This window comes from Pontibacter sp. 13R65 (genome assembly GCF_047525655.1).
Lineage (GTDB): Bacteria > Bacteroidota > Bacteroidia > Cytophagales > Hymenobacteraceae > Pontibacter.
Map to the genome: position 1 here is coordinate 150,440 of NZ_JBLIQL010000005.1, position 17,242 is coordinate 167,681.

Sequence of the window (17,242 nt, forward strand, 5' to 3'; positions counted from 1 at the left end):
AAATTCTTTAGTATGAATACGATTAAAGTAAGAACAACCCAAAACGTAGAGGTAGCCTATGCCATAGCCAGTGTAGGAGACAGAATAGTGGCGCATCTCATCGATCTGGCGGTTTATGTGGTGTGGGTATTCAGTATTGCTTTTATTATGGCTGGTATTGGTAATATAAAATCGCCTTTGTTCTATATTTTACTGAGTATTCCCCTGCTTTTTTACCATTTGCTCTGCGAAATTTTCTTTAATGGTCAAAGCATTGGAAAAAAGGCGCGCGACATTAAAGTAATAAAACTTTCGGGTGCCGCTCCCTCTATTGGAGATTACCTGCTGCGTTGGATGTTCCGGCTCATCGATACCGGCATTTCGTATGGCCTTTTAGCCCTTGTTACTGCGGCTATCAGCAACAAAGGGCAACGCCTTGGCGATATGGCTGCAGGCACCTGCGTGATAAAAACAAAAGCGGTAAAACCTCAAACCAGATTTCAGGTGGAGATAGAGGAAGATTACCAGATTCAGTTTCCGCAGGTGAATGTGCTGACCGACGAAGATGTGGCCCTGATAAGAAAGCTGCTGTCGAAGGCCCAGGAGCACAGCAACTATAACCTGCTCGAAAAAATTGCTGAGCGTGTTAAAGACACCACCGGCATTCAAACCGACATGGCCGACTGGCAATTTCTTGTTACGATTATAAAAGATTATCAGCACTATACCTATGCGATGTGGCGGTGCAGTAGTTCTGGAATAGTGGAGGTTGTTTAGAGACGATTTGCTGCCGCACATCAATTATTCTAATGAAATGGACCTTCCGGAGGCTTTTTGGTGATATAGAACTCAGGGCCTGTTGAAGTATAGAAAATAGTATAATTAACCTAGGCTTATCTTCTCTGTGCCCTATCCGCTATGTCATTTTGGAAGGATCTTGTGAGTGAGAGCCTTAAGCTTTTAGGTCTAAGTTCACATAGCTGCTGTTCCTCGCTAGTGCGAGCTTGTAGCTCGTACTTTCATGCCAACGGTTTAACTTTCTAGCGTGAGCGAGATTCGTTAGCATTGGCTACTGGAGTTGCAGTTATAGTCTAAGTTCGCATAGTTGCTTTCTTTCTGTGATATTTGCGTAAAGCTATTGCATAGCTGGCTTTCTTGTTCTTTTTGTCTTGATACAAAAAGAACCAAAAAAATCAAGACGATTTTGAACTCGCTGAACGCTCAAACAAAAAATCGTCTTTGGATGCACCTGGCGAAGGTGTCTGTCCTGTAGCTACCGCACGGTACTGTTATGAATCGTAGCTAGTTGAGCTTTCTATGGCAACCAGAAACTAACAATCAAATTCTTCTAATGGTTTTTGCCTTCCAGAGGTTTTTTAGAGGCAAAAGGCCTTAGGCTTTCTGTTACACCGATGCCTTGGGAACATACTCATCAAGCTAAATGATCTTGGCAAACGGGTTAAAGCCTTTGTTAGCAGGTGTTGAAAGGTTCTGGTATAACATAGGCAGTAGGAAATTATCCTTGGCTGTCGTTGTCTGTTGATTGCCCTGGCTGCAGCATCCGTTCTAGAGTAGTAGTTTTAGCTTTCACCATGCTTTTGAGGCAGGTGTAATCCGGAGAGGTTTGCGCAATGGCGTCTGTTCCCTCAAAATATGACTGTAGTGAAGCAAGCGTTTCTTTGTCGAGCTTTATTTCCTGCTCTTCTTTAGCATCATCGGAGGAGATGCGCCGGCCATCTGCTTGGATATACACTTTAAAGCTAGGGATCTGACCAGCTGTAGCAAGTGATTCAAACCTGGCGAAAGTAGTTAAAGCCTTGCACCCAGACCTCTATGTATACCACTATCCCAACTGCTCCGGGAGGGATGCTCCTTGCAAACGGCAAGTATGGCTTAATTATGGTGGAGCCGGAAGAGGGGATGGACCCGGTTGACAAAGAACTTTACAATATACAGGGCGACTTTTATACGAAGGGCAGCTTTGGTGCTCCGGGCCTGCAACCTTCTGACATGGAAAACCCCCTCGATGAAAAACCATCTTATGTGTTGTTCAGCGGCACTGTTGGGGCCCGGACCCGCGACAAGGCCATTACAGCCAAAGTAGGAGAAAAACTGCGTTTGTTTGTTGGCAATGTCAGCCCCAACCTGGTGTTTTCTTTCCACGTGATCGGCGAGATTTTCGACAAACTGTATCTTGAAGGGGTTCTAACATCAATACCAGCGTGCAGACAACGCAGGTGCCTGCTGGCAAATCGGGCATAGAAGTACTCAAAGTAGAGGTACCCGGAAAAACTTTTGCATCTAAAGCCTAGTGTCTAAAATCTCGTAAAAGCCTCGGGAAGGGCAATTTTATTTAAATAATTTAGAGATGCTATAGCCCCTTTTTCATTCCTATGTTACCACAAATGTTTTCATAAATTCATACTCCGGCTAGTGCAACGCCGGCCGGGTATTGCTCGTAAGCCTCAGAATAAATTTAAGGTTTTATGATATCATATTTATTTCAGGATTGGGATGCGAACAGGGGCAATTTAAAAGGAAGGCTTGTCATGTTTTTGTTTCGCCTTGCCCGACCTGCCTCTATTAATAATAAGTTGCTAAGAGTGCTCTGGCTTCCTTACCTGGCTTTTTATAAAGTATTCGTCGAATGGTTTCTGTGCATAGAGCTGCCCCACTGGACAGCTGTAGGACCGGGCTTAGGCCTGTTTCACGGGCAGGCCCTGGTGGTAAACGGCTGTACCACTATCGGTAAAAACTGTTACCTCCGGCAATCAACCACCATCGGCAACATTATCCGCGAGGATGGATCTTATTCTGGCTCGCCCATTATTGGCGATAATGTGGAGATTGGCGCGAACGTGTGCATTATTGGCGAAATCCGGATTGGGAACAACGTGAAAATAGGAGCGGGCTCTGTGGTTATCAAAGACCTGCCAGACAATGCCATTGCAGTAGGTAATCCGGCTCGCGTAATCCGGATTGCACAGCCGGTTAAACCAACACTACAAAACGAGCCGGAAATGTTACAGGCTTAGCCCGTGGCAATACAACATCCACTTTAAGAAGGTGATAGGCAAGCTTAAACGAGTTACTTGTGCTAACATAACATCAGGTTAAGGCGATGCTTATATGGCTGCCTGAAAATAAACTCTGAAAAATGTGCCTGATCCTTCCTCACTTTCTTCTTCTATTTTACCACCTGCCTGTTCAATAATCTTTTTTACCATATAAAGGCCTATTCCTGATCCTTCTACATGATCGTGAAAGCGCTTGAACATGGTGTAGAGTTGCTCCTGCTGGTGCTTACTTATGCCCAGGCCATTATCCTTTATGCCTAGCACCACATACGGCTCCTCCAGCCAGCTATGTGTTTTAATTATACACTCCCGGTCTGGTGCCTGGTACTTTACGGCATTGCTAAGCAGGTTGTACAAAATGCTTCGGAAGCTTTTCTTTGGAAATTTTAACTGGTGTACCTTAAAATCTGTTTTCATAAAGCAGGAGCCAGGGGCAATTGCATAATCCAGATCTTCCAGAACGTTCTCGTACTCTTCCTGAATATTGAGAATATCATTTGTATGGTGGTAGGTAATGTTCTTTTGAAGCTTGTTTATTTCTGTCAGGTCCTCCACTGTCTGCTTAAACCGAATTACAGCATCTTTGATGCCTTGCAAAATAAACTCCGTCTCAGGACTGAAGCAGTTCGCCTTTTTGAGGTCCTGTTTCAGCAGATCGGTTAAACCTTCAATATTAATGATGGGAGCACGCAGGTCATGTGAAGCTGTATAAATAAAGCTGGTGAGGTCCATGTTAACCTTTCGAAGCTCATTGTTTTTAGCGTCTAACACCAGTTTCTGCCTTTCCGCCAGCTTATCCTGAAGCGCTTTTTGCTTGGTTAAATCGCCTGTAACTTTGGTATAGCCAATATGCTTTCCCTCGGCCGACATAATAGGAGTCAGCATAACGCTTGCCCAAAACAGAGTGCCATCTTTCCGTTTGCGCCAGTCTTCGGCTTCATAAACACCATCGCGCAATGCCTGCTCGAGCTCCTCTTCTGGTTTGCCTGCCTGCTGGTATTTGTCGGGGTGCAATATGCCATAAAACTGCCCTATTATTTCATCTTCAGTGTATCCTTTAAGTCGCTCTGCCCCCTTGTTCCATGTGGTAATAATCCCATTGGTGTCGGTGGCAAAAATGGCATGGCCTTTAACCTGGTCTATAAAAAAAGAGTTAATACTAGCTGCTGAATAAGGTGAATCCATAGAATTTGTGGGTTGTCGGCTCCTCAACCTCTACTACATCTAAGTACCAAAAGTTGTTTGAAGATCGCGCTACGATTCTATTTATTCCTTCTAATTTTATTACAGCAGGCTGAATGGTAACGGAATTTCTGGATTTGGTGAAGTAGCTTGTAAAGGAGGTGAAGCAGGTAAAAAATACTTGCCAGGTAAGGCCAAAGTAACCACCAAGATGAAGTATATTTAAGCCTGGATTTTTATGTTGGTTTTCTGGTATGGCCTTTTTCCGATCGCTCGAATGCTTGCTTCACCGCACGGCAGCTTTTTGCTTCTTTTTATTATTTTTTTCCTGCTCGGAACCCGGTAACGACAGTTCTTTCTTTGATCTTTTTGAAGATAAAGATCAAAAAGAAGAGGTAGTTGTTCCAGCTTCGTTTACAGAAGGCAGCGCTATTCAACTCTGTATGCAGGTCGATTCTATGTTTAAGTACCTGCACCAGAAGAAAGGTTTTAACGGAACGGTGCTGGTAACTAAATACGACCAGGTTATTTACCAGGGCGCCTTCGGTTATGCTGACTTCAAACGCAAAGACACCCTTACTACCCAAACAGTATTTCAATTGGCCTCCGTATCCAAGCAGTTTACAGCCATGGCCATTATGATGCTGAAAGAGCAAGGGGTGTTAACCTATGAAGACAGTGTGCAGCAATACTTTCCGTGGTTTCCGTACAAAGGTATAACTATCCGGCATCTGCTCACGCACCGTTCTGGTTTGCCCGATTACACTTATTTTAGCGAAAAGCACTGGCCCAACCGCAATTTACCTATCAGCAACCAGCAGGTATTGCAGCTGTTAACGGAGCATCAGCCACAGGTGTATTACCAGCCCGATAAGCGCTTTTTCTACAGCAACACGGGGTATTTACTTTTAGCTGCCATTGTAGAGGAAGCCTCCGGTATTTCGTTCGAGAGCTTTTTACAGAAGCGCATTTTTGAGCCACTGGAAATGACCCGCACCTACACTTACAACCCGGAACTTATTGCCCAGCCTGGTGTGGTTGCCACTGGCTACCTCAGCGGTAGAAGAAAAAGAACCCCAGATTACCTCGATTCTGTATTGGGCGATAAAGGCGTGTATTCTACTGTAGAAGACTTATATAAATGGGACCAGGCGCTTTACACACAGAAACTGGTAAAGCGGGCGACCTTAAAAGAAGCTTTTGCCGTTACGAACGGAGTTGATAAGAAAACAGAAGACTATGGGTTTGGCTGGCGCATTCGGCAGGTAGAAAGTGGCGATACCGTTGTGTACCATGGTGGCCTGTGGCACGGATTTAACACCTATTTTTTAAGAAATCCCAAAGATCATAGCACCATTATCGTGTTAAGTAACCTGACCAATGGCAGCCTGAATTACATGAAAGAGATCCGGAATTTCCTGTATCCTGCTCCTCCGGTTATTATAGCAAACCATAGCACCGAAAATGAAAAAGCAGCTGGTTCCTGAGCTTATTCCGATGCTGCTTCTCTTGTAAAAGGTACAAACACCACAGGCATCAGGTGCTTGCTTACGGCCTTCCCGTTTTTCTTTTGGATCAGCTTAAGTGATTGAGTCTGGCGCACAGGGCCAACAGGAATTACCATGCGACCACCTTCTTTCAGTTGCTCGAACAGGGGAGGAGGTACAGTTTCAGCCCCGGCTGTTACGATAATGGCATCGAAGGGAGCATGCTCTTTCCAGCCTTGGTAGCCATCTCCGATCTTGACTTGTACATTGTTATAGCCAAGAGCTTTTAACCGCTCTGCAGCCATTTTACCATGAGCTTCCACTATTTCTATGGTATACACTTCTTTTACAATTTCTGCCAACACAGCAGCCTGGTAACCGGAGCCTGTGCCAACCTCCAGTACTCGCATCTGCTCATGAGGCTTCAGCACCTCCGTCATGTAGGCTACTATAAAAGGTTGAGAAATGGTCTGGTCATGTCCAATCGGCAATGGGTGGTCTTCGTAAGCATTTTCTACTTGTGAGGCGGGTACAAACAAATGCCGCTTAACAGAACGCATAGCTTTTAGTACAGCTTTGTCTTTTATGCCTCTGGCAGCAATTTGCCGTTGCACCATGGCTTCTCTTTTTGCTGTATAAGGCTCTTCCTGGGTGGGCAAAGAGCTCAGGAAAAACAGCAGCAGGAAGGAAACAGGAAATAACATAAGCCTTCTTCTTTTTCAGCCTTACCCTTCTTATCTTATAACAGTAATTTTTCGAACTAGCGCACACCTAGCATGTTTCTTGTGTCGGCTGCGCTTCACCGGCTTCAGCACAAGTATGTCCTAACGGCACCGGATAAGGGTCTCCAGATTCAACAGTTGTTACCTCTGGGTTGATATTATATACTGAAGCATGTTAAATAGGTTTTTCTTGATAGGAATAGGAGAGGGAAGTCTAGCATTTGGTTGTGCCAGACCAGGTATGGAGGTAAAGATAGCCTTAGAGGAGAGCCACTGGTGCTGCGTTACACCTAATTACTCTTTATTATAATAGACATAGCCTCCCTGCTCAAATCGTGCTTTGATAACGGATGGTGGAGTAAAGACTGCAGGTCGTCTTTATAAGGCAAGCGAGTAGTTTTCCTTTGATTATCTGGTGATGAAGTTAATTTGGTTTCTAACTCAGTTTATAATGCTTAATTTTAGCTCAAACTCCAGAATATCCACCTATGATAAAATGCTTATTAGTTGAAGATGATGCCAGTGTAGCCTCCTTTATAAAAGAGGGTTTAACAGATAATCAATATCAGGTTGAACTAGTATCGGATGGTTTCCAGGCTGTAACGTTAATTAGCGAAAATGAGTACGATGTTATAATTCTTGACATCATGCTGCCAGGTATAGATGGTTATGAGGTATGCAAGATTACCCGCAAACGGAACATCAAATCTATTATAATTTTTCTTAGCGCCTTAGGAAACCCTGAAGAGCGAGTAAAAGGCTTGGAAGCAGGTGCCGATGATTTTATGGCAAAGCCCTTTCATTTCAGAGAACTGCTGGCCCGGATAAATGCTCACATGCGAAGGAAGCAGCTGGAGCAAGGCATTTTTGAATCAGATAAATATGCTGACCTGGAGGTAAATGTAGAACAGAACAAAGTTGCCAGGGGAAATACCGAAATTTCCCTTACCTCAAGAGAATTCAACTTATTGATTTTCTTGTTGAGGAACCGGGAAAAAGTCGTTTCGAGGGTGGAAATCGCGCAGGCCGTCTGGGACATTCATTTCAGCACTAATACCAATGTAGTAGATGTGTATATCAATTACCTGCGAAACAAAATAGACAAAGGGTTTTCTTATAAGCTGATACACACCATTAAAGGAAGAGGCTATATGCTGGCTCGCAAAACAAATGAATCTTAAACAGAAGCTCGCAATACGCTCTACGCTTGTATGTGCTTTTACGCTCCTGTTAGTGTTTGGTAGTACCTTGTACATTTACCAGAAACAAACCATTAACTACTTTTATAACAAATTGGAGGGTAGAGCCTTGTTATCGGCGATCATCTATTTAGAAAAAGATGAGCTGAACAAGCAAAAATACCATGAGTACGAAAGCAGGTACCTTAACCGGGTAGATAAAGAGGTCGTTCAGATTTATGATGCAAACGATCAGGTAGCCTTTGTGCCGGAAATTTCTTCTTTCCCGGTAGAAAAATCAACCTTAAACAGGATTCGCAGAAAAGGAAAAGAAAATTTTCTGGTAAACGGGAAGCAGTACACCGGCCTTTATTACGAAGATAACCAGGGCAATTTCGTAATTATAACCACTGGAGAGGATAACTCCGGCCGTACGAGGTTGCAAAATCTCGCCCTGGTTTTAGTCTGCCTGTTTGTGGTTGGCGTTCTGGTGAATTACATCCTGAATGTGCTGCTGGCCAGAAAAACCTTTAAGCCTTTTTCCTCCATTCTTCGCAAGGTAAATACCATTTCTACTGAGAACCTGAACTCCCGCCTTGAGCAGGTAAACCAGCCCGGAGATGAGCTAAGTGAGCTTATAAAAACCCTCAACACCTTTCTGGATAGGCTGGAACTGGGAGTAAATACACAGAAACAATTCTCCAAAAACGTTTCGCATGAGCTCAAAACTCCATTGGCTGCCATTATAGGCGAAGCAGAACTCAGCCTGCACAAAGAAAGAAGCCAGGAGGAATACCGAGTGGTTCTGCAAAAGATACTGAAGAGTACAATCGACATTAACTCTGTAATAGAAGGCTTGCTGCTCATTAGCGGGTTAAAGCAAACAGACTCGCGGGCCCATTTCCGAAATTTCAGGCTGGATGAACTACTTTGGGAGGTACTGGAGCGACTCAAGATTAAATATCCTGAAGCTGAAGTAGACACGCTGCTCGAAGTAGAAGATGCCGACCTGCTGGAACTGCACCTGCACCCCGAGTTGGTTTCCACTGCCATTACCAACATTATAGACAATGCCCTTAAATTTTCAGAAGATCAGAAGGTAAAGCTTGTTTTAAGGGAGCTGGACCGGAACCGACTGGCCCTGCTCGTGCAGGACACAGGACCGGGAATACCCGAACAGGAACAGGAGAAAGTGTTTGATCTGTTTTTCAGAGGATCTAATACCCAATACTACAAACCAGGCCATGGAGTTGGCTTGTCGCTCACCAAGCATATAGCAGAATTCTGCCAGATTGAGATTTCTCTTTCCTCGATTACAGGTCAGGGTACAGAAGTTAAACTGGTATTTCCTCCATCCGTAGTGGATTTAATGCAAAACTAACCTGGTTCTAATGTAATTCTAATATTAGCCAAAGAAGCATTTAATGTTGTGGATATAGCTTTGTAAAACAAATTTACAAGCTACACTGGCAACATGACAATAAAGCTATTTTCTTACATTCTATTTCTACCCATTTTACTCCTCGTATGCGGCTTGCCCTCGCAAACGCAGGCGAAGCAGACTGATACCCTATCTGTCACAAGAGTAGAGGCAGAGCGAATTTTTCTGGAGCGTAACCTGGCCCTGCTGGCAGAGAAACTTAACCTGGACCAGGCCGATGCGCTGATTCTGCAGGCAAAAGCGTGGCCTAACCCATCGCTGGAGATAAGCGAGGTAAACTTTTGGGCAACGCCACACCAGGTTGCTTATGGCGACGGTAACCCTCCTCTTTTTCGAAACGGTTTCGGTGAGAACAGGCAACTCTCAGCACAATTAGACCAGTTGGTGCAAACAGCCCGCAAACGTAAAAAGAATATATCGTTGCAGGTTGCCAACCGGCAATTGGCAGAAGTTGCCTATTCTGAAGTACTGCTGTCGCTAAAAGCGGAGTTCCGTACACTCCTTTCGGAGCTGCAATTTCAGCAAAATAATGTGCGAATACTTCAGCAGCAAATGCAGGTGCTCAACCAGCTTATACGCGCGCAGGAAGTGCAATTGCGCAGCGGCAATATATCCAAAGCAGATTTTTACCGGGTAAGGGCACTCGACCTTTCTTTAAGAGCCGAATTAAAAGAAGCGCTACAGGAAAGAAATGAAGTACAGCAGAGCTTAAAGTCCTTGCTGTTGCTGCCTGCCGAAACAACAATTTACCTGGAAGATTCGCCTAACATCTCCCGCAGCTCCTACCTTCTTACTCAACCACTGGATAGCCTGCTGGCACGTGCCGAAAAATATAACCCTGACGTGCGGGTGGCGCAATCAGACCTACGGGTAAGAGAAGCGGAGCATACGCTGGAGCGTGCCATGCGAGTTCCGGACCTTACTTTTAATGCCAACTACGATCGCGGCGGTAATATCCTGCTCAATTTTATTGGCTTTGGAGTATCAATGGACTTACCCTTCTTCGACCGGAACAAAGGAAATATTCAGGCAGCTCAGATAGGAGTGCAGCAAGGCAGATACCTACATACTCTGCGGGTGCAGGAGGCGCGGAATGAGGTAGTAAGGGCTTACAGCGACTATGTGGAACTTGCGGATCTCTACGAATCAATAGACGAAACCTATATCAATGAGCTGGACGATGTGTTGGCTGGAGTAAGCCGAAACTTCCAACGCAAAAATATAAGTCTGCTGGAGTTCCTGGACTTCTTTGATGCTTTCAAAGATAACAAACTGCTCTACTTCGACACCATCAGAAGCCTTGAATCTAAAAAAGAAGAACTCAATTTATTAATTGGAAGCGACATATGATACTTTCCTTGCAGATTAAAACAATATTACAATTTTCGGCAGTTGCCTCTCTTGCCCTTACCTTCTCTTCGTGCCAGCAACAGGAAGCGGCAAGCCAGGGAACAGGCAAGGCTGCCGCAGGTTACTGCCTTACCGGCACGCTCGCTAAAAACATGAAGCTGGCAGAAGTAACGCCTGTTTCCGAAAACTTACAGACCCAACTCACCGGAAGAGTGGTGAGCAATCCTGAAAAATACTTCCGTTTTGTGCCTTTGCTGGACGGTGTGGTATCGAAGGTGAATTTTGGCTTAGGAGATTACGTGAAGAAAGGAGCGGTATTGCTTGAAGTACGAAGCCCTGAGCTGAGCAGCCTGAACGCCGAACTCCGTACCGGACAGGCACAGCTAAAACTGGCTCAGCGCCAGTTAAGCGCTACTCAGGAAATGTTTGATGATGGCGTTGCTTCGGAGCGTGAGTTAATTGAGGCACAGCAGGAAGTGGAAATGGCGCAACTGGAGATCGCCAAAGTACAAGAGAACCTGGCTATATATGGCGGCAGCCTGGAGCGTGGCGTGCTGATAGTGCGTGCCCCTTTCAGCGGCTATATTTTGTCGAAAGATATTGTAAGCGGGCAGCAGATAGAAGCGGGAGATGAGCCTCTTTTTGCAATCTCAGACTTGGAGGAGGTTTGGGTAATGGCCAATGTGTATGCTGGAAATCTCAGCAGCATCCGCGAGGGCATGTCTGTTTCTGTTAGAGCTTCTGCCTACCCTAACCAAACTTTTGAAGGAAAGATTGATCGGCTTGCCAACACCTTCGATACCGAAGAACGGGTACTGAAAGCACGCATTCGCCTGCAAAACAAGGACCTGCTGCTGAAGCCTGAAATGTTTGTGAACGTTTTCGTGAACCAGGAAAACGACACTTCAGACCCGGAGCTGGCGCACCTGCTGGCCTTTCCATCCAAAGCCATGATTTTTACCGACTCCAAACACCAGGTAGTGGTATACCGCGACAGCTGCAACTTTGAGATTGTGGAACTGGAGCCAGTGTACCAAACCAGCACAGCAGTTGTGGTAAAGAATGGGTTGAAGGAAGGCGATAAAATTGTGACCGAAAATCACCTGCTGCTTTATAACCAGATTCATAACTAAAAGAAGAAAGCACCGACTTACCACATGGATAAATTTGTTCAGAGTTTAGTATCATTCTCGCTTAAGAACCATATAATAGTATTCTTCCTGACGGCGCTTCTGGTTGCAGCTGGTATTTTCAGCTATGTCAGAACTCCGATAGAAGCCTTTCCGGATGTAACCAACACCAGGGCCCGCATTATTACCCAATGGCCTGGGAGAAGTGCGGAAGAGGTAGAGAAGTTTGTGACTTTGCCTATTACCAGGCAAATGAATACCATACCAAGAAAAGCAGAGGTACGCTCCACCTCCCTGTTCGGGCTGTCGGTGGTTACAGTGCTTTTCGATGAGAACGTAGATGACTTTTATGCCCAGCAATATGCCTCAAACAGGCTGCAAAGCATTGAGTTGCCAGACGGAGCAGAGGCAGAAGTAGAGCCGCCTTCAGGTGCCACAGGCGAAATTTTCAGGTATGTGCTCCAAAGTAAATCTCGACCTGTGCGGGAACTTGCTGCTATACACGAGTGGGTTGTAGAGCGCGAGCTGGTAGGTGTACCCGGCATTGCAGAAGTAGTTAGCTTTGGCGGTGAAGAGAAAATTTATGAGATACAGGTGAACCCTGTTGAACTGGCCAACTACAACCTCTCGCCCCTCGATGTATACGAGGCGGTGGAGAACAGTAATATTAATGTAGGTGGTGATGTGATTCAAAAAGGCGATCAGGCATATGCTGTTCGTGGCGTTGGATTGCTGGAAAGTGTTGCTGATATCGAAAACATTCTCATCGAAAATGTAAACGGCACGCCTGTATTAGTTAAGCACGTGGCGGATGTAAATATATCAGCTAAGCCTCGCCTGGGGCAGGTGGGCCTCGACGACGAGGATGACCTGGTGCAGGGTATTGTGATTATGTTGCGTGGCGAGAACCCTAGTGAGGTTATAGAACGACTGAAAAGGAAGATTGATGAGCTCAATGAGCGGATTCTGCCATCTGATGTCAAAATACAGGCTTTCCATGACCGAACGATACTAGTAGATAACACAGTGAGTACTGTTACGCACAACCTGGTGGAAGGTATTATACTGGTATCGGTGCTGGTGTTTATTTTCCTGTTTAACTGGCGTACTACTGTTATTGTAGCCTCTGTTATTCCGCTGGCATTCTTGTTTGCCATGGTAATGCTTCGCATACAGGGTTTGCCGGCCAACCTTATCTCAATTGGTGCGGTAGACTTTGGCCTCTTGCTGGAAGGTACTATGGTGGTGGTGGAGCATGTATTTGTAGGTCTCGATAAACGGGCCCAACAACTGGGTATGCCCCGCTTTAACAAAATAAGTAAACTGGGCATTATCAAGAACCAGACGAGAGGGGTGGCAAAATCGATTTTCTTCGCCCAGATAATCCTGATCGTGGCCCTGATGCCTATCTTCACGTTCCAGAAAGTGGAAGGTAAAATGTTTGCGCCGCTGGCCTTTACATTGGGTTATGCCTTAATTGGGGCCGTTTTACTCAGCCTAACTTATGTGCCTGCCATGTGTAAGGTGCTCCTGAACAAGAATGTGGTAGACCGCGATAACCCGATTACCAATTTTATCAGGGGTGTTATGTTTAAACTGTACCAGTTGGGTGCGGCTTCTAAAAAATTAACTATTACCTTGTTTGTGATCTTATTGGCACTATGCGGATTCGGATTTAGCCAATTAGGAACAGAGTTTATTCCAAAGCTGAACGAGGGCGCTCTCTATGTGCGGGCAACTTTACCGAACAGTGTGAGCCTTCAGGAATCGGTGAAGCTGACAAAAGAAATGAAAGCCAAGTTCAGAGAGTTCGAAGAGGTGCAGTTTGTGCTGACACAAACAGGAAGGCCAAACGATGGAACGGACCCAACCGGTTTCTTTAACATTGAATTCCACGTGCAGTTGGCAGATGAGAAGGACTGGAATCGCAAGATCACAAAAGATGAGCTCTTGCAGGAAATGGAATCATCTTTAACGGTTTATCCAGGTGTTATATTCGGGTTCAGCCAGCCGATTATGGACAATGTGGAAGAATATGTATCGGGTGTAAAAAGCTCGCTTGTAGTAAAGATCTTCGGTAACGATTTGTTCGAGCTGGAAAAATCTGCAGATCAGGTGGCAGAAGCTATCAAGGATGTACCAGGTATAGAAGACTTGAATATTTACCGCAATATTGGTCTGCCGGAACTGCGCATTAAACTGGAAGAAACACGTATGGCACGCTATGGGGTGAGTATGGCAGATGCACAGGCCGTGATAGAAATGGCTATAGGCGGTAAAGCAGCTACCTCTTTTTATGAAGATGAGCGTATTTTTGATGTGCGGGTTCGCTATGCGGAGCCATTCCGAAAATCAGAAACTGAGATTCAGAATATATTAGTGCCAGCCAATGGAGGTTCTATGATTCCGCTTTACGAAATAGCGGATGTGGGCTTCTTTACGGGACCAGCCTTTATTTACCGCGAAGGCAGCAGCCGTTACATTGCCGTTGGTTTCTCAATACGTGGTCGCGACCTAGGTAGCACCATAAAAGAGGCCCAACAGCGGGTAGATGAACAGGTACAATTGCCAGAAAGTTATGCCTTAACCTGGGCAGGAGAGTTTGAAAACAAAGAAAGAGCTACCAAGCGCTTAACTTACATTGTACCTATTTCGCTTCTGCTTATCTTCTTCCTGTTGTTTGTAAACTTCGGAAACTTAAAGGATACTGTTATTTCACTCATTACTATTCCGTTTGCCTTCGTCGGGGGCTTCCTGTCGCTGTGGCTCTCGGGCACTACGTTTGGTATTTCAGCTGGTATAGGCTTTATCATCTTGTTTGGTGTAGGTACGATAGATGGTATTATCCTGATTGCAGTTATGAAAGAATATCTGCGGAAAGGCCTGCCTTTAGAAGAAGCGATTTCGCAAGGGGTGTACAGCCGTATCAGGCCAGTGTTTATGATTGCAATCATGGGGTCGGCCGGTTTGCTGCCTGCAGCACTCTCGTCGGGTATGGGGTCTGAAATTCAGAAGCCGCTCGCCATTATGATTGTAGGAGGCCTGATGATTTGTATGATTCTCTCCCTGATCGTGCTGCCACAGGTTTACTACCTGGCATACAAAAAAGGGAAAAGAGCATAAGCTTCTAAGGAGTATATACAGTGTAAAAAAGGAGAAGCCGGTTCAGTGTTTTCTGAACCGGCTTCTCCTTTTTTACATCTCCGTGTAGCTCTTATTCCCCAGTAACAGCTGCCGACCAGAGGTAAGAGGGTAGGGCAGGACCATGCCTTACCTGGGAACATCTAGCTGCGCACTTATAGCTATCCGGTTCCACGCGTTTATGGTGACCACAGCCATAATGATCTCGCTCAGGTAGCTTGCTCCAAAAATTTCTTCGGCTTTTTTATACGTGTCATCCGTTAAACCCTTCTGATGTATCAGAGTAACTTCTTCTGTTATGGCCAGTATGGCTTTTTCTTCTTCGGTAAATAAAGCTGTTTCTTTCCAGGCATTTAGCAGAAAAATACGTTGATTTGTTTCACCGTTTAGAAGCGCATCTTTCGTGTGCATGTCTATACAAAAAGCGCAGCCATTTATTTGAGAAGCCCTGATCTTGATCAACTCTTTTTGTGATTTCGATAATTGTGTTGTCGAAAGATAGGCTTCTAACCCATACATAGCTTTTGCCGCCATAGGTTGTGATTCCATAATGTTTAAGCGCTTTTCCATTTGTTTTTTGTTAGAGTAAGAGATAAAACAAAGGTCGGTAGGGCTGCGCTGAATATACTTAAACTAGTTTAAGAACGATTCCTGCTTCTGATTTCGCTTAAATATTCTGGCGTAAATCCTAGGAAGGAAGCCAACAGATATTGGGGTACCCGTTGCACAAATTCAGGGTAATGCTCGTTAAAATGACGATAGAGTTCTTCCCTGGATAAACCATACAGATACCTAATACGCATCTGAGAAGCCGCAAAGGCTCTTTGGTAGACATACCTGAAATAACGCTCCATTTTCGGATGCTGTTGCAGCAGGTTCTCTTGTGAAGAGTGGCTGATGGAAAGCAAATCTGCTTTTTCCACCGCCTGAATATGAAAGCCAGATTGCAATTGCCGTTCGTAGGCAATGTGGTCTGTTAACCACCAGTTCTCGATGGCAAACTCTGTTGTCTGCTCCACCCCCTTCTCGTTTATGAAAAACTTTCTGAGGCAGCCTTTAAGAACGAAATAGTGCTTTTTACATACCTGTCCTTCCTGCAGCAGATACTCTTTTTTAGATACCGAATGGGCCTCAAAGAAGGTCAGTATCTCCTGGTATTCCTGATCTGAAAGGTGTATGAACTTGTCTAAATGGCTTCTGAATATTGCTGACATGAAGGTTCTTCTAATTGATAATTTTAGTAATAAACACAAAAGGCCTTTTTCTGTATTATTTTAGCGACAGTTACAACATCCTGGTATCGTAATTTTAACTATTAATTAGGAATCTAAGACAGGTTTTTTGCCGATTTTACTTAAATAATTTACCAGTAAAAAGGGTACCACAATGTACTATCCTGTTACTAGCACTTTCTAAACAGGTACGCAGATTCCACATAGTGCTACTGCTAAATTATTCTAATGAAATTAGCCTTCCGGAGGCTTTTTGGTGGTTTTGGGTATTAGGCTACTTCTTAAGCTTTCATTTCCAGTACATACGTTTGCAGGAGCTGCAGACGCTTTGAGGCAATACTGCTTTTTTCCCTGATACTTAATTTACAATTAATAATACAGCACTCACCAATTAGCCACCAACCACCAATTATTCTAATAAAAACTCCCTTCCGGAAGCAAAAAAAGCTAGTTACCCTTAAGGGTTTCAGAATGGTTTTAGCACGATTTAAATATGTAACGTTGTCACTTGCTTACTCTTCGCCATTATTGAATTTTTAGATGATAAATGCATCTGTGCAACAACTAAAGGCTTAGGAAAGTATGGCAAAGCAAACATTTTGTCTTAGGTTGGCATGGCAGAAAATTGCAGCAGATGGCAACTGTAAATTGTCTAAATCAAATATTCCGGGTATTTTTGGCCGGCGCTATTTTTGCCGATAATGTATGAGCGATAACAAGGATGAGGCCATTAGGTCGGATATATTAAACGAGGCGCAGAAATTGTTTGGGCATTTTGGCTTAGCTAAAACTACCATGGAAGATATAGCCAAGGCCGCAGGCAAGGGGAAGAGCACGCTTTATTATTACTACAAAAGTAAGGATGAGATTTTTGATGCGGTTGTAATCCGTGAGATGGAGGAAGTCTTTCGTATTGTAAAGCAGGAGGTCGATAAAGTAGAAACGGCAGAAGAGAAACTCAAAGTGTTTTTCCTGACTAAATTTAATATTGTGCAGGGTAGAGCTAATCTCTGGACAATTCTACGGGGTGATATAGAAGCCAATTTGCACCATATCATGGACTTGCACAGAAGATATGAACTGAAGGAGCTGAGCCTGGTGCGGAACATCCTGAAGTTTGGTCTTGGAAACGGGGAATTTGCACATTATGCAGCCGAGGACGTGGATGCTGTTGCTTTTGGCCTTGTCTGCGCTTTCCGTGGATTAGAAGTCGGCTTGCTGGTCGAAAACAAATTTGCAGACTTTGAAGCCAGGTTAGGGGTGATCCACGGTATCCTGATGCAAGGGCTTCGGGCTTAAGATTATCTCTTAATAGACCTGTAG

General features: G+C 44.6%; 15 protein-coding genes. 10 read left to right on the top strand and 5 right to left on the bottom strand.

The annotated features are described in order from the left end of the window. Positions 1–12: 12 nt before the first annotated feature. On the top strand, positions 13–756 hold the full coding sequence (locus tag ACMA1I_RS08305; RefSeq protein ID WP_337067844.1) for an RDD family protein: 744 nt from the start codon (positions 13–15) through the stop codon (positions 754–756). Positions 757–1,495: 739 nt separating this feature from the next. Here ACMA1I_RS08305 and ACMA1I_RS08310 read toward each other — a convergent pair. Continuing rightward, a complete protein-coding gene (locus ACMA1I_RS08310; RefSeq protein WP_337067845.1) occupies positions 1,496–1,732 on the bottom strand; it encodes a hypothetical protein in 237 nt (78 codons plus the stop codon). Positions 1,733–1,812: 80 nt separating this feature from the next. Between ACMA1I_RS08310 and ACMA1I_RS08315 the strand changes: the two genes are divergently transcribed. Beyond that, positions 1,813–2,241: a hypothetical protein gene (locus tag ACMA1I_RS08315; protein ID WP_337067846.1), complete on the top strand. Its 429-nt coding sequence runs from the start codon at positions 1,813–1,815 to the stop codon at positions 2,239–2,241. 224 nt (positions 2,242–2,465) lie between these two features. After that, the gene (locus ACMA1I_RS08320; RefSeq protein ID WP_337067847.1) at positions 2,466–3,014 is read left to right on the top strand and encodes a serine acetyltransferase; all 549 of its coding nucleotides are present in this window, start codon (positions 2,466–2,468) and stop codon (positions 3,012–3,014) included. Positions 3,015–3,104: 90 nt separating this feature from the next. Here the strand turns inward: ACMA1I_RS08320 and ACMA1I_RS08325 are convergent, their stop codons facing one another. Beyond that, positions 3,105–4,241, bottom strand: a complete 1,137-nt coding sequence (locus ACMA1I_RS08325) for a PAS domain-containing sensor histidine kinase (RefSeq protein WP_337067848.1) — start codon at positions 4,239–4,241, stop codon at positions 3,105–3,107. Positions 4,242–4,681: 440 nt separating this feature from the next. Here ACMA1I_RS08325 and ACMA1I_RS08330 point away from each other — a divergent pair, with 440 nt between their 5' ends. Further along, positions 4,682–5,725, top strand: coding sequence for a serine hydrolase domain-containing protein (locus ACMA1I_RS08330; RefSeq protein WP_337067849.1), 1,044 nt, complete (start codon positions 4,682–4,684; stop codon positions 5,723–5,725). A gap of 2 nt (positions 5,726–5,727) precedes the next feature. On the opposite strand, the gene ACMA1I_RS08335 is transcribed toward ACMA1I_RS08330, so the two are convergent. Beyond that, positions 5,728–6,429: a protein-L-isoaspartate(D-aspartate) O-methyltransferase gene (locus ACMA1I_RS08335; protein WP_337067850.1), complete on the bottom strand. Its 702-nt coding sequence runs from the start codon at positions 6,427–6,429 to the stop codon at positions 5,728–5,730. Positions 6,430–6,935: 506 nt separating this feature from the next. Between ACMA1I_RS08335 and ACMA1I_RS08340 the strand changes: the two genes are divergently transcribed. From ACMA1I_RS08340 to ACMA1I_RS08360, 5 genes are all read left to right on the top strand, one after another. Further along, entirely contained in the window at positions 6,936–7,628 is a 693-nt protein-coding gene (locus ACMA1I_RS08340; RefSeq protein ID WP_337067851.1) for a response regulator transcription factor, read from the top strand. Continuing rightward, positions 7,618–9,006, top strand: a complete 1,389-nt coding sequence (locus tag ACMA1I_RS08345) for a HAMP domain-containing sensor histidine kinase (RefSeq protein WP_337067852.1) — start codon at positions 7,618–7,620, stop codon at positions 9,004–9,006. Before ACMA1I_RS08340 ends, ACMA1I_RS08345 begins: the two co-directional genes overlap by 11 nt. A 93-nt stretch (positions 9,007–9,099) precedes the next feature. Then, positions 9,100–10,416 (top strand): TolC family protein, encoded by a 1,317-nt coding sequence (locus tag ACMA1I_RS08350; protein WP_337067853.1) that lies wholly within the window; start codon positions 9,100–9,102, stop codon positions 10,414–10,416. After that, complete coding sequence (locus tag ACMA1I_RS08355; RefSeq protein WP_337067854.1) at positions 10,413–11,549, top strand: efflux RND transporter periplasmic adaptor subunit; 1,137 nt, start codon at positions 10,413–10,415, stop codon at positions 11,547–11,549. The genes ACMA1I_RS08350 and ACMA1I_RS08355 overlap by 4 nt, the downstream gene beginning before the upstream one ends. 24 nt (positions 11,550–11,573) lie before the next feature. Then, positions 11,574–14,669 (top strand): CusA/CzcA family heavy metal efflux RND transporter, encoded by a 3,096-nt coding sequence (locus ACMA1I_RS08360; RefSeq protein ID WP_337067855.1) that lies wholly within the window; start codon positions 11,574–11,576, stop codon positions 14,667–14,669. Between the two features lie 147 nt (positions 14,670–14,816). On the opposite strand, the gene ACMA1I_RS08365 is transcribed toward ACMA1I_RS08360, so the two are convergent. Next, entirely contained in the window at positions 14,817–15,257 is a 441-nt protein-coding gene (locus ACMA1I_RS08365; protein ID WP_337067856.1) for a carboxymuconolactone decarboxylase family protein, read from the bottom strand. Between the two features lie 68 nt (positions 15,258–15,325). Next, positions 15,326–15,901, bottom strand: a complete 576-nt coding sequence (locus ACMA1I_RS08370) for a Crp/Fnr family transcriptional regulator (protein ID WP_337067857.1) — start codon at positions 15,899–15,901, stop codon at positions 15,326–15,328. A 723-nt stretch (positions 15,902–16,624) separates the two neighbouring features. Between ACMA1I_RS08370 and ACMA1I_RS08375 the strand changes: the two genes are divergently transcribed. Continuing rightward, the gene (locus ACMA1I_RS08375; RefSeq protein ID WP_337067858.1) at positions 16,625–17,218 is read left to right on the top strand and encodes a TetR/AcrR family transcriptional regulator; all 594 of its coding nucleotides are present in this window, start codon (positions 16,625–16,627) and stop codon (positions 17,216–17,218) included. Positions 17,219–17,242: the final 24 nt, after the last annotated feature.